Below are 13,028 nucleotides of genomic sequence, written 5' to 3'. Positions count from 1 at the left end.
CATTCTAGCTGAGGAAAAGCCGCGCGCCAGATGGCGGCCGGCACATTTAGAGAAGGCGCATCAAGAACCCCGAATCAGGCGAGCGCCCGATCAGGAGGGTATCCGGTCAGGAGAGCGTGAAATCGATCGCGGCCTCGGCATGGATGCGCGTGGTGTCGAACACCGGGATGTCGAAGTCGCCCTGGCCGATCAGCATGGTGATCTCTGTGCAGCCCATGATGAGGCCGTCGATCTTTTCGTCGCGCCGCAGGCGGCCGACCTCGGCGATATAGGCGGCCTTCGAGTCCTCCTTGACGATGCCCTGGCAGAGCTCGTCGTAGATCACCTTGTGCACCAAGTCGCGACCTGCCTTATTCGGCACCACCGGCCGCAAGTCATATTTGTCGGCGAGCCGCCCCTTGTAGAAATCCTGCTCCATGGTGAAGCGCGTCGCGAGCAACGCCGGGCGCTTCACGCCGGCGTGGACGACAGCGCGCGCCGTGGCATCGGCAATGTGGATGAGCGGGATCGACACCGCCGCCGCCACATTATCGGCAACTTTGTGCATGGTGTTGGTGCAGATCACCAGGCCTTGCGCGCCGCCCGCTTCCAGCCCGAGCGCCGCCTCGACGAGAAGGGCGCCGGCGCCATCCCAATCGCCCGCGTGCTGGCGTTCGGCGATCTCGGCGAAATCGAACGACCACAGCAAGAGCTTCGCCGAATGCAGCCCGCCGAGACGCTCGCGCACGATCTCGTTGAGCAGGCGATAATAGATCGCGGTCGATTCCCAGCTCATGCCGCCGATGAGGCCAAGGGTTTTCATAAGGGAGTGCTCCAGCAGGATTGCAAGATGTCTCTCACAGAAAGCTCTGCGGGTCGATGTCGACCTGCACCCGCACCGAGCCGCGCAGCTTCGGCCCATCCGCCAGCATGGCGCGAATGAAGCCCTGCATGTCGGCGCGCCGCTCGCCCTGGACCAGCAGGCGAAAGCGGTGGCGGCCGCCGATCAGCGACAGCGGCGCCTCCGCCGGGCCGAGCACGAAGAGATCGAAGGCTTGTGGCGCCGCCCGTCTCAATCCTCGCGCGTGGCCTTCGGCCTCGCCCCGTGTCGCGGCGCTGACGATGATGCCGGCGAGCCGGCCGAAAGGCGGCAGCGCCGCCCGCTCGCGTTCGGCGATCTCGCGCTCGTAGAAGGCTTCCGAATCGCCCGAGACGATCGCCCGCATCACCGGATGGTCGGGCTGGTAGGTCTGTAAGAGGCCGAGGCTTTTCTTGCCGGTGCGGCCGGCGCGCCCCGTCACCTGGCTGAGCAGCTGGAAGGTGCGCTCGGCGGCGCGCGGATCGCCGTTGGCAAGGCCGAGATCGGCGTCGACCACGCCGACCAGCGTCATGCCGGGAAAATTGTGGCCCTTGGCGACAAGCTGCGTGCCGATGACGATGTCGGCCTCGCCATTGGCGACAGCCTCGAGCTCGAGCCGCAGCCGGCGCACGCCGCCAAGAAGGTCGGATGACAGCACGATGGTGCGCGCCTCGGGAAAATGGCCCACCACTTCCTCGGCGATGCGCTCGACGCCTGGCCCGCAGGCAACAAGATGATCAAGCGTGCCGCATTCGGGGCACGCCTCCGGCCGCCGCTCGTTGTGCCCGCAGTGATGGCAGACGAGCTGGCCGCGAAAGCGGTGCTCGACCAGCCAGGCCGAGCAGACCGGGCAGCCGAAGCGATGGCCGCAGACGCGGCAGAGCGTCAGCGGCGCATAGCCGCGCCGGTTGAGGAAGAGCAGCGACTGCTCTTGTTTCTCCAGCGTGCGCTGCATCTGCTCCAGAAGGAGGGGCGACAGGAAACCGCCGCGCGCCGGCGGCGCGCGGCGCATGTCGATCGATTTGAGGTCAGGCAGCGCCGCCTCGGCGAAGCGCGACGACAGCACCGCGCGATGGTAGCGGCCCTGGCTGGCGTTGACCCGGCTCTCGACCGAAGGCGTCGCCGAGGCGAGCACCACCGGGAAGGTCCCGATATGGCCGCGCACCACCGCCATGTCGCGGGCGTTGTAGAAGACGCGATCCTCCTGCTTGTAGGCCGGGTCGTGCTCTTCGTCGACGACGATCAGGCCGAGTTCCTTGAACGGCAGGAACAACGCCGACCGCGCGCCGGCAACGACGCGCACGCCGCCTTCCGCCACCTGCCGCCAGACGCGTTCGCGCATCCGTGGCGGCAGGTCGGAATGCCATTCCGCCGGCTTGGCGCCGAATCGATCCTGGAAACGTTCGAGGAAGGCATGGGTGAGCGCGATTTCCGGCAGCAGGATCAGCACCTGCCTGCCCTTGTCGAGCGCCGCCGCCACCGCCTCGAAATAGACTTCCGTCTTGCCGGATCCGGTGACGCCGTCGAGCAGGGTGACGTTGAAGGCGTCGGCGGCGACGGTGGCTCGAAGCTTGTCGGCCGCCGCCCTCTGGTCCGGCATCAGTTCGGGCACGGCATGGCCGGGATCGGGCGCCGCCACCACGGGCCTTGGCGGGATCATCACCGTCTCGAACACGCCTTGCGCCCTTAACCCGTCGATGACGGTCGAGGAGACGCCCGCCGCATGCGCCAGCCCGGAGCGCGTCCAGGCCAGGCCGCCCTCCGCCGTTTCGAGCACGCGCCGCCGCGCGTCGGTCAACCGGTCGGGCTCGGCAAGCGTGCGCTGCAGTCCTTCGATCCAGGGCTCCGGATCGAAGGCTTCGGGGGCGCGGAGCAGCATGCGCGCCACCATGCCTGGGGCAGAGAGCGTGTATTGCGCGATCCAGTCGACGAAGCGGCGCATCGCCCTGTCGATCGGCGGGCAGTCGAAGACCTCCTCGATCGGCCGCAGCTTCTTCGGGTCGACGGTCTCGACGACGCCGTCCCAGACGACGCCTGCGACCTGCCTGGGTCCGAGCGGCACGCGCACGATCGAGCCCGGCACCACACGCATGCCGGGCGGCACGGCATAGGTGTAGGGCCGTTCGGCCGGCATCGGCACCAGCACCGGTGCGGCCGCGACAAAGGGCGAATCTTCGATCATGAGGCGTGACCTTGCCCCGACTTTGCTCTAGATCAAAGGGTGACTCTCGAACGTGCCGGACCGGCACCAGGAATCCAAGGAGACCGCCATGAAGTTTTTCGTCGACACCGCCGACATCAAGGAGATCAAGGAGCTGAACGACCTGGGGCTGCTCGATGGCGTCACCACCAACCCCTCGCTGATCCTGAAATCGGGCGGCAAGATTTCCGAGGTGACGAAGCAGATCTGCGACATCGTCGAAGGCCCGGTCTCGGCCGAGGTCGTGGCAACCGAGTTCAACCAGATGATGGCCGAGGCCGAGGTGCTGGCCAAGATCGCGCCGAATGTCTGCATCAAGGTGCCGCTGACGCTGGATGGGCTGAAGGCCTGCAAGACGATCCGCACCCAAATGAACCGCATGGTCAACGTGACGCTCTGCTTCTCGGCCAACCAGGCCCTGCTTGCCGCCAAGGCCGGCGCCTCCTTCATCTCGCCCTTCGTCGGCCGCATCGACGATACCGGCTCGGACGGCATGGAGCTGATCTCGGAAATCCGCACCATCTACGACAACTACGACTTCAAGACCGAGATCCTGACCGCTTCGGTGCGCACGGTGAACCACGTCAAGCAGGCGGCGCTCATCGGCGCCGACGTGGTGACGGCCCCGCCGGCGACGCTGAGGGCGCTGGTCAGCCATCCGCTGACCGACAAGGGCCTCGCGGCCTTCCTCGCCGACTGGGCCAAGACCGGCCAGAAGATCGGCTGAGACGGTACGCCGAATAGAAAAAGGCCGGGCAACCGGCCTTTTTTCTTTTGTGACCCAGTGTCAGTGCCGGTCAGGCCTTCTTGTGCTTGGCCAGGTCCTGAGCAATTGCGAGGCGCAGCAGATCGGCAAGCTCGCGCGCGGCGCGGTTCTCGGCGTCGATCTGCGCCCGGTAAGCCGCGAACTCCTGGCGCGGCCGGTCGAAGGACGACGGGATCGAGCGCTTGCCGACCGCTACCACCGCACCGGTCGCATCCCGCAGCACATAATTGGCGGTGAGCGTCACGGTGCCCGCCGTCGGCTCGTCCTCTTCGGTCTGCACCTGAACGATGGCCGCCGACTCGACCAGCTCGGTGACGCCGAGATCGAGCGTATAGGCGGGCGAGGCAGGCTCGCCCGAGCCCTGGCCGAAAGCGAAGATCAGATTGTTGCGCACCTGCTGGCCGTAGCGCGTGCCGACCGGCTTGATCGAGATCGATGCCAGCTCGGCGGCGGCGGCGACCGGTGAGCCAACGGTGAGCGGCTGGCTGGAATAGAGTGGCCGCACCGTGCAGGCCGAGACCAAGGCCAGCGAAGCGACCAGCCCGCAGAGAGCCGCGCGGCGCAGCAAACGCGCCGCCTGTGACTTTTCCGGATCAGGCAACGACATTGACGATCCTCTGCGGGACGATGATCACCTTGCGCGGGGCCTTACCATCGAGCGCTTTTTGCACGAAGTCGAGAGCCAGCACCGCTTTTTCGACGGCACCTTGATCCGCGTCGCGGGCAATTGTCAAATCCCCGCGCTTCTTGCCGTTGACCTGCACCGGCAGCACGATCTCGTTGTCGACGACCAAAGCCGGGTCGTAGATCGGCCACGGCCGTTCCGCGACCATGTGCGTGCCGCCCAGAGCCTCCCAGCATTCCTCGGCCAGATGCGGCATCACCGGCGCGATCACATTCACCAGGATCTCCACCGCCTCGCGGCAGGCGGCTTTCAGCGCCGCGTCGGCCTTGCCTTCGGCGACGTCGTTGAGCGGCGTGGTCAGCGCGTTGGCAAGCTCGTAGATGCGGGCGATGGCGCGGTTGAAGCCGAGCTTCTCGATGTCCTCGCCGATAGCCTTCAGGGTCTTGTGCGCAGCCTTGGAAACGGCGCCCGCCTCGCCGTCCCTCGCCGCAGCCGGCTTGACGCCGGCGAGCTGCTCGGCCGCGATCTGCACCAGGCGCCAGATGCGCTGGACGAAGCGATGCGCGCCGGCCGCGCCATCATCGGTCCATTCGACGTCGCGTTCGGGTGGCGAGTCCGACAGCATGAACCAGCGCGCTGTGTCGGCGCCGTAGCCATCGGTGATTTCTTCCGGGCTCACCGTGTTCTTCTTCGACTTCGACATCTTCTCGAGCGCGCCGATCGTCGCCTCCTCGCCGGTGGCGATCTCGATGGCACGACGCTTGCCGCTGACATCCTCGATCCTGACCTCGCTCGGCGACAGCCAGCGCCCATTGGTCGACGAGCCGCCGACGCGATAGGTCTCGTGCACGACCATGCCTTGCGTGAACAAGCCCTTGAACGGCTCGGCGAGATTGAGATGGCCGGTCTCGCGCATGGCGCGGGTGAAGAAGCGCGAATAGAGCAGATGCAGGATCGCGTGCTCGATGCCGCCGATATACTGGTCGACCGCCAGCCATTCGTCGGCCGCCTTCGGCTCGGTCGGCTCGTTGGCCCAGGGCGCGGTGAAGCGCGCGAAATACCACGACGAGTCGACGAAGGTGTCCATCGTGTCGGTCTCGCGGCGCGCGTCGCGTCCGCATTGCGGGCATTTGACATGCCGCCAGGTGGGGTGGCGGTCGAGCGGATTGCCCGGACGATCGAACTCGATGTCGTCGGGCAGCCGGACCGGCAGGTCGGCCTTCGGCACCGGCACCACGCCGCAGGCTTCGCAATGGATCATCGGGATCGGGCAGCCCCAGTAGCGCTGGCGCGAGATGCCCCAGTCGCGCAGGCGGAAATTCACCTTGCGCTCCGCCATCGGCCGGCCGCCGATCGTCTTCTGCTCGAGCAGCTTCGCCACCTCGTCGAAGGCCCGCTCGGGCTTCATGCCGTCGAGGAAGCGCGAATTGATCATCACGCCGTCGCCGTCATAGGCCTCCTCGATGATCTGGAAGCTTCCTTGATTTTCGCCTTCCGGCATCACCACGGGGATCACCGGCAGGCCGTATTTATTGGCGAAGTCGAGGTCGCGCTGGTCGCCCGACGGACAGCCGAAGATGGCGCCGGTGCCGTATTCCATCAGCACGAAATTGGCGACGTAGACCGGCAGCGTCCAGTTCTCGTCGAACGGATGGACGACGCGGATGCCGGTGTCGAAGCCCTTCTTCTCGGCCGTCTCGAGCGCCGCCACCGAGGTGCCCATATGGCGGACCTCGTCAATGAACTTTGCCAGCTCGACATTGCTCTCGGCGGCCTTTTTCGCCAGCGGATGGTCCGCGGCGACCGCCATGAAGGAGGCGCCGAAGATGGTGTCGGGCCGGGTCGTGTAGACTTCGAGCTCATGCATGTCGCCCGCTGCTGCCGCCAGCGGCCAGCGGATCAGCAGCCCTTCCGAGCGGCCGATCCAGTTGTGCTGCATCAGCTTGACCTTTTCCGGCCACTCCTCGAGCAGGTTGAGCGATTCCAGCAGATCCTGCGCGAATTCGGTGATCTTGAAGAACCACTGCGTCAGCTCGCGCTGTTCGACCAGCGCGCCCGAGCGCCAGCCGCGGCCGTCGATGACCTGCTCGTTGGCGAGCACCGTCATGTCCTCCGGGTCCCAGTTGACCTTGGAGGATTTGCGCGTCACCAGCCCCTTCTCGACGAAGTCGAGGAACAGCATCTGCTGGCGGTGATAGTAGTCGACGTCGCAGGTCGCGAACTCGCGCGCCCAGTCGAGCGACAGGCCCATCATCTTGAGCTGCTCGCGCATGACGGCGATGTTCTCATAGGTCCAGTCCTTGGGATGGACCTTGTTCTGCATCGCCGCGTTCTCGGCCGGCATGCCGAAGGCGTCCCAGCCCATCGGGTGCAACACATTGAAGCCCTTGGCGCGCTTGTAGCGCGCCACCACGTCGCCCATCGTATAGTTGCGGGTGTGGCCGATATGGATCTTCCCCGACGGATAAGGGAACATCTCGAGCACGTAGTATTTCGGCTTCGGATCGTCGTTCCTGGCCTCGAACAGCTTCTTTTCGGCCCAGGCCTTCTGCCATTTGGGCTCTGACGTGCGCGGATTGTATCGTTCGGTTGCCATCGGATGTTTTTCACTTAAAAGCGGTACGCGGCGCCGGACAAGGCCGGCGGCCGAGGAAATGTCGTCGCGGTGTTCACCATGGATTGCCGGACCCGTCAACTGCGGCGACCCGGCGTTGGCGCTAAAACTATAGGCAGGATATGGGCATGACGAGTGCCGTCGAACAGCTTCTCGCGGTCAAGGCGAGGATCGCGAAGGCCGAGCGCGAGGCCAGGCGCGACCCGGGCGCAGTCACGCTGGTCGCGGTGTCGAAGACCTTCGCGGCCGAAGACATTCGCCCTGTGATCGAGGCCGGCCAGCGGGTCTTCGGCGAGAACCGCGTGCAGGAAGCGCAGGCGAAATGGCCGGCGCTGAAGGAAGCATTTCCCGACATCGAATTGCATCTGATCGGCCCGCTGCAGTCCAACAAGGCCAGGGAAGCGGTGGCGCTTTTCGACGTCATCGAGACGGTCGACCGCGAGAAGATCGCCGTCGAGCTCGCCAGGGAAACCGCCAGGCAGGGCCGGGCGCCAAAACTCTACGTCCAGGTCAACACCGGCTCCGAGCCGCAAAAGGCCGGGTTCGAGCCGCGCGAGGCCGCCACCTTCGTCAAGCGGTGCCGCGAGGTACACGGCCTCGCCATCGAAGGCCTGATGTGCATTCCGCCGGCCGACGAGAATCCCGGCCCGCATTTCGCGCTTCTAGAAAAGATCGCCCGCGAGGCCGGAGTAGCAAGGCTCTCGATGGGCATGTCCGGCGATTACGAGACCGCGATCGCCTTCGGCGCGACCAGCGTCAGGGTCGGCTCGGCGATCTTCGGCAGTCGAACCTAGGCGTCTCCGCGCGACTTTCCTTTCACGATCTCGTCATAGGCCGGCCAGCCGAGCGATATCGTTGCGCCAGCGGTTGAAACGAAACGGTGCGTTCCTATATCCCTCGTGTCATTCAACACGCTCCGGGAGACTTCCATCATGCGCTACAACCAGCTTGGCAATACCGGCCTGTTCGTCTCCGAACTCTGCCTCGGCACCATGACCTTCGGCGCCGCCGGCGAGAATGCTCAATGGGGCCTCATCGCCAGCCTCGACCAGAAAGGCGTGAACGAGATCGTGGGCCGCTCGATCGCCGCCGGCGTCAATTTCTTCGACACCGCCGACGTCTACTCCTTCGGCCAGTCAGAGCGGCTGCTCGGCCAGTCGCTCAAGGATCTCGGCGTCAAGCGTTCGGACGTCGTCATCGCCACCAAGGTCCACGGCGCCATGGGCAGCGGACCGAACGAGCGCGGTTCCTCGCGCGGCCACATCATGGATTCGATCGACGCCAGCCTCGAGCGGCTGCAGCTCGATCACATCGACCTCTACCAGCTGCATGGCACCGATACGGCGACGCCGATCGACGAGACGCTGCGGGCGCTCGACGACCTCGTCGCCGGCGGCAAGGTCCGTTATGTCGGCGTCTCCAACTGGCAGGCCTGGCGCATCGCCAAGGCGCTGGGCATCGCCGAGCGCAAGGACTATGCCCGCTTCGAGACGGTCCAGTCCTATTACTCCATCGCCGGCCGCGATCTCGAGCGCGAGATCGTACCTTTGATCAACGAGGAGAAGCTCGGCCTCATGGTCTGGTCGCCGATGGCGGGCGGGCTGCTCTCGGGCAAATACGGCCCGGGCGCGCCGGGCAATGGCGAGGGCCGCCGCGCTTCCTTCAACTTCCCGCCGGTCAACGAGGACCGCGCCTGGACGGCGGTCGCCGCCATGCGCGAGATCGCCAGGAAGCACGATGTCAGCGTCGCCACGGTGGCGCTGGGCTATGTGCTGGCCAAGCCCTTCGTGATGAGCGTCATCATCGGCGCCAGCCGCATGGACCAGCTTGAGCAGAACCTTGCCGCCACCGGGCTGAAGCTCGACGCCGACGATCTCGCCAGGCTGGACGAGGTGAGCGCGCTGCCTTCCGAATATCCCGGCTGGATGCTGGAGCGGCAGGGCGCCGGCCGGCATCCCGCGCCTTTCGTGCCGAAGACCTGATCGTCCAGGGTATCAGCCGCAATAGCAGAGCCGCGCGTTCCCGGACGCGCGGCCTTTCATATCCGTACCGTCTCGACCAGAAAATCGAGGAAAGCCCGCACCCTCGCTGGCAGATGCTTGCCCTGGCCGACATAGACGGCGTGCGTCGGTTCCTCGTCGCCGGGATTGAATCCCTCGAGCAACGGCACGAGCAGCCCGGCGGCAATGTCGGGCTCGACGTGCCAGCGCGCCAGCCGCCCGATGCCGGCTCCTGCCAATGCCGTCCGCCGCATCGCCTCGCCATCGGTCAGCGACATGTTTCCGACAATCGGCAGAATGATCGATTTGCCCGCCGCATCGACGAAGGGCCAGCCCTCGATATGCCTGGCGAAGCCGAAGGCCAGCATGTTATGGCGGGTGAGATCGGAGAGCGCGCGCGGCGTGCCGCGCGATTCCAGATAGGCAGGGGACGCGACCAGCACCATCCGGCTCTGGCCGAGCTTGCGCGCCACCAGCCGTGACTCGCGCAACGGCCCGGCGCGGATGGCGACATCGGCGCGCTCTTCCAGAAGGTCGATGACGCTGTCGGTCAGCACCGCCTCGACGAAAATCTCGGGGTAACGCTCCACGAAACGCGGCAACAGCGCCATCAGCCGGTGCTGGCCGAACGGCACATAGCTGTTGACCCTCAGCCTGCCGCGCGGCGCCGCGCCCGCCGCCGCCTCGCGCTCGGCCGCGTCGAGATCGGCGAGGATGCGCATCCCGCTGTCGTAGAAGCCTGTTCCCTCCGGCGTGAGTTGCAGTTTGCGCGTCGAGCGGCTGACCAGACGCGCGCCAAGCCGCGACTCAAGCCGCGCGATCAGCTTGCTCACCGCCGACGGTGTCATGCGCAAAGCCCGCGCCGCGGCCGAAAAACTGCCCGCCTCGACGACTCGGACGAACACTTCGATCTCGCCGGAGCGGTTGATTTCGGGCCTCGCCATTCATGAATCTATTTCACAGAAAATATGCCTGGCGCAAGGCTGGTTCACAGCTTGGCGGATCACGATCTTCGCGGCCGGGGCGCGGGATTGGGCGTCCCTCCATGATCAATCGGACCACCGCCATGCCCCTTGCTCTTTATGCCCTCACCGCCGGCGCCTTCGGCATCGGCGTCACCGAATTCGTCATCATGGGCCTGCTGCTCGACGTCAGCGCCGATCTCGGCGTCTCGATCTCGAACGCGGGCCTGCTCATTTCCGGCTATGCGCTGGGCGTCGTCATCGGTGCGCCGCTGCTCGGCGCGCTCACCGGCCGCCTGGCGAAGAAGACATTGCTGCTTGCCCTGATGGTGGTCTTCACAATCGGCAACCTCGCCTGTGCGCTGGCGCCCGACTACTGGACGCTGATGGCCGCGCGTGTGCTCACCGCCTTCGCCCACGCCTCCTTCTTCGGCCTCGGCTCGGTCGTCGCCACCAGTCTTGTCGCGCCCAGCAGGAAGGCCTCGGCGATCGCGCTGATGTTCACCGGCCTCACCGTCGCCAACATCCTCGGCGTGCCGTTCGGCACCTGGCTCGGCCAGGCCTATGGCTGGCGCTCGAGCTTCCTTGCGGTCGCCCTGGTCGGCGTTGTCGCCTTTGCCGTGATCGCGCTGCTGGTGCCGCGCGACGAGCCGGCCACGCCCGACGACGAGGCGAGCTCCGAAGGCGCGCTGGCCGTGCTGGGCCGCCGGCCGGTGCTGCTCGGCCTGTTGACCACGGTGCTGAGCTGGGTCGGCGTCTTTGCCGCCTTCACCTATATGGCGCCGATCCTCACCCGCATCAGCGGCTTTTCCGAAGCAGCCGTGTCGCCGATCCTGCTCGTCTTCGGCGGCGGGCTGGTCGCCGGCAATCTTCTCGGCGGCCGCCTTGCCGACCGGTACCTGGTGCCGACCGTCATCGGCACGCTGGTCGCGCTGTCGGCTGTGCTGTTCGCAATGACCGCCGCCATCCATCAGCCGATTGCGGCGATCGTTGCCGTCGGCCTTTTGGGCGCGGCCGCCTTCGCCACCGTCGCCCCGCTGCAAATGTGGGTGCTGGAGAAGGCCAAGGGCGCCGGCCAGGGCCTCGCTTCGTCCTTCAACATCGCCGCCTTCAATCTCGGCAATGCGATCGGCGCCTGGCTCGGAGGCTTCGTCATCGATCACGGACCGGGCCTCGGCGCCGTCACGCTTGTCGCCGGCCTGGTGCCGCTTGCGGCGCTCGCCGTGGTGCTTCTGGCGCTGCGCCTCGAGCGCGGCCGTGCGATCGGCGCGCCGGTCACGGCGCAGTGCTGACCCGCCCAAATCCGCCCTCAAGATCACCCCCTCAAGATCACCCCCTCAAGATCACAAGGAGCAAAACCATGGACTATCGACGTCTCGGCGCCTCCGGCCTGAAAGTGCCGGCGCTTTCCTTCGGCACCGGAACCTTCGGCGGTTCCGGGCCGCTGTTCAGCCATTGGGGCAACAGCGACGCGCAAGAGGCGCGACGGCTCGTCGACATCTGCCTGGAGGCCGGCGTCAATCTCTTCGACACGGCCGACGTCTATTCGAACGGCGCCTCGGAGGAGGTACTGGGCGAAGCGATCAAGGGCCGTCGCGACGCGGTGCTGATCTCGACCAAGACCGCGCTGCCGATCGGCGACGGCCCGGCCGACTACGGCTCGTCGCGCTCACGGCTGATCAGGTCGGTCGACGCGGCGCTGAAACGCCTCGGCACCGACTATATCGACCTCTTGCAACTCCATGCCTTCGACGCCGGGACGCCGATCGAGGAGGTGCTGTCGACGCTGGACGACCTCGTGCGCTCGGGCAAGCTGCGCTATGTCGGCGTCTCCAATTTCTCAGGCTGGCAGGTGATGAAGTCGCTCGGCCTGGCCGACAGGCATGGCTACCCGCGCTATGTCGCGCACCAGGTCTACTATTCGCTGGTCGGACGCGACTACGAATGGGAGCTGATGCCGCTTGGCCTCGACCAGAGCGTCGGCGCGCTGGTGTGGAGCCCGCTCGGCTGGGGCCGGCTGACCGGCAAGATCCGTCGCGGCCAGCCGCTGCCGGAGAAGAGCCGTCTGCACGACACCGCTGATTTCGGCCCGCCGGTCGAGGACGAGCATCTCCACCGGGTGGTCGATGCGCTCGCGGTCGTCGCCGAGGAAACCGGCAAGACCGTGCCGCAGGTCGCCATCAACTGGCTGTTGCAGCGGCCGAGCGTGTCGTCGGTGATCATCGGCGCGCGCAACGAGGAGCAATTGCGCCAGAACCTCGGCGCCGTCGGCTGGGCATTGACGCCGGAGCAGGTCCAGGCCCTCGATGAAGCAAGCGCGGTGACCGCGCCCTACCCGTACTTCCCCTATCGGCGACAGGAAGGCTTTGCCCGGCTCAACCCGCCGGCGGTGTGACTATGTCGCGACCGTCCATATCAGTCGGTCGTGAACATTCGGGATTAGCCGCAGCCTCCGAGCTTCGTCATCCACGGGCGAAGCAGCCGCGAAGCGGCGTCGCGAAGACCCGAGGATCCATGCCGTTACCTTGATCGTAGAACGCGGCGGACCAGAATTCTGGATCGTCGCAACGCTTCGAAGTCACGGAATGGATCCTCGGGTCTGCGCCGCGTCGCTTCGCTCCTTGCTCCGCCCGTGGATGACGAAGCGATGAGCGTTTCCGCCAGGTACTCGACGTCCGGAGAACCTCTGCGCCAGCTCCTAATGCACCAAAAACTCCCCATCCACCTTCCGCCACTCGTTCGGCGCGATCAGCTTCTGGTGCGTGTAGGTGACCGAATGCAGCGGACCGTCGAGCTTCGTCTTCCAGAATTCGATGAAGCGGATCAGCACCGGAAACTTCGGCGCGATGTCGTAGTCCTGCCAGATGAAGCTTTGCAGCAAATGCGGGTGGTCGGGAAAGTGATAGAGGATTTTGGCCGTGGTCAGCCCATAGCCTCTGAGCATCAGGTCCATTTCGGAATGATCGCGCATTGCAGCCCCCAGACTTGATTTCTCCTTTCCTCCCAACACCAAATTGTGCGCG

At 66.0% G+C, this 13,028-nt stretch carries 11 protein-coding genes; 5 read left to right on the top strand and 6 right to left on the bottom strand.

The features are described from left to right. Nucleotides 1-106: 106 nt before the first annotated feature. Together EN874_RS30565 and EN874_RS30560 are read right to left on the bottom strand one after the other, a co-directional pair. Nucleotides 107-802, bottom strand: coding sequence for an aspartate/glutamate racemase family protein (locus EN874_RS30565; RefSeq protein WP_127428566.1), 696 nt, complete (start codon nucleotides 800-802; stop codon nucleotides 107-109). 34 nt (nucleotides 803-836) lie between these two features. Then, nucleotides 837-3,020 (bottom strand): primosomal protein N', encoded by a 2,184-nt coding sequence (locus EN874_RS30560; RefSeq protein WP_127428565.1) that lies wholly within the window; start codon nucleotides 3,018-3,020, stop codon nucleotides 837-839. Between the two features lie 88 nt (nucleotides 3,021-3,108). Here EN874_RS30560 and fsa point away from each other — a divergent pair, with 88 nt between their 5' ends. Continuing rightward, on the top strand, nucleotides 3,109-3,765 hold the full coding sequence (gene fsa, locus EN874_RS30555) for a fructose-6-phosphate aldolase (protein WP_126087021.1): 657 nt from the start codon (nucleotides 3,109-3,111) through the stop codon (nucleotides 3,763-3,765). A 70-nt stretch (nucleotides 3,766-3,835) separates the two neighbouring features. Here fsa and lptE read toward each other — a convergent pair whose 3' ends face one another. Together lptE and leuS are read right to left on the bottom strand one after the other, a co-directional pair. Continuing rightward, nucleotides 3,836-4,411 (bottom strand): LPS assembly lipoprotein LptE, encoded by a 576-nt coding sequence (gene lptE / locus EN874_RS30550; RefSeq protein WP_127428564.1) that lies wholly within the window; start codon nucleotides 4,409-4,411, stop codon nucleotides 3,836-3,838. After that, nucleotides 4,398-7,025 (bottom strand): leucine--tRNA ligase, encoded by a 2,628-nt coding sequence (gene leuS / locus EN874_RS30545; protein ID WP_127428563.1) that lies wholly within the window; start codon nucleotides 7,023-7,025, stop codon nucleotides 4,398-4,400. The genes lptE and leuS overlap by 14 nt, the downstream gene beginning before the upstream one ends. Nucleotides 7,026-7,171: 146 nt before the next feature. On the opposite strand from leuS, the gene EN874_RS30540 reads away from it, so the two are divergent. Further along, complete coding sequence (locus tag EN874_RS30540; protein ID WP_127428562.1) at nucleotides 7,172-7,837, top strand: YggS family pyridoxal phosphate-dependent enzyme; 666 nt, start codon at nucleotides 7,172-7,174, stop codon at nucleotides 7,835-7,837. Nucleotides 7,838-7,975: 138 nt separating this feature from the next. Continuing rightward, on the top strand, nucleotides 7,976-9,025 hold the full coding sequence (locus EN874_RS30535; protein WP_127428561.1) for an aldo/keto reductase: 1,050 nt from the start codon (nucleotides 7,976-7,978) through the stop codon (nucleotides 9,023-9,025). A gap of 56 nt (nucleotides 9,026-9,081) precedes the next feature. Here the strand turns inward: EN874_RS30535 and EN874_RS30530 are convergent, their stop codons facing one another. Then, complete coding sequence (locus EN874_RS30530; RefSeq protein WP_127428560.1) at nucleotides 9,082-9,987, bottom strand: LysR family transcriptional regulator; 906 nt, start codon at nucleotides 9,985-9,987, stop codon at nucleotides 9,082-9,084. 122 nt (nucleotides 9,988-10,109) lie between these two features. Between EN874_RS30530 and EN874_RS30525 the strand changes: the two genes are divergently transcribed. Together EN874_RS30525 and EN874_RS30520 are read left to right on the top strand one after the other, a co-directional pair. After that, nucleotides 10,110-11,297, top strand: a complete 1,188-nt coding sequence (locus EN874_RS30525; protein WP_127428559.1) for an MFS transporter — start codon at nucleotides 10,110-10,112, stop codon at nucleotides 11,295-11,297. A gap of 68 nt (nucleotides 11,298-11,365) precedes the next feature. Beyond that, nucleotides 11,366-12,400, top strand: a complete 1,035-nt coding sequence (locus tag EN874_RS30520) for an aldo/keto reductase (RefSeq protein WP_127428558.1) — start codon at nucleotides 11,366-11,368, stop codon at nucleotides 12,398-12,400. 303 nt (nucleotides 12,401-12,703) lie between these two features. Here EN874_RS30520 and EN874_RS30515 read toward each other — a convergent pair whose 3' ends face one another. Beyond that, nucleotides 12,704-12,976, bottom strand: a complete 273-nt coding sequence (locus tag EN874_RS30515; protein ID WP_126087012.1) for an usg protein — start codon at nucleotides 12,974-12,976, stop codon at nucleotides 12,704-12,706. Between the last annotated feature and the right edge of the window lie 52 nt (nucleotides 12,977-13,028).

The sequence above is a fragment of the Mesorhizobium sp. M1D.F.Ca.ET.231.01.1.1 genome (genome assembly GCF_003999155.2).
In the GTDB taxonomy this organism is placed as follows: Bacteria; Pseudomonadota; Alphaproteobacteria; order Rhizobiales; family Rhizobiaceae; genus Mesorhizobium.
This window is presented reverse-complemented; position numbering and strand designations above follow the sequence as displayed.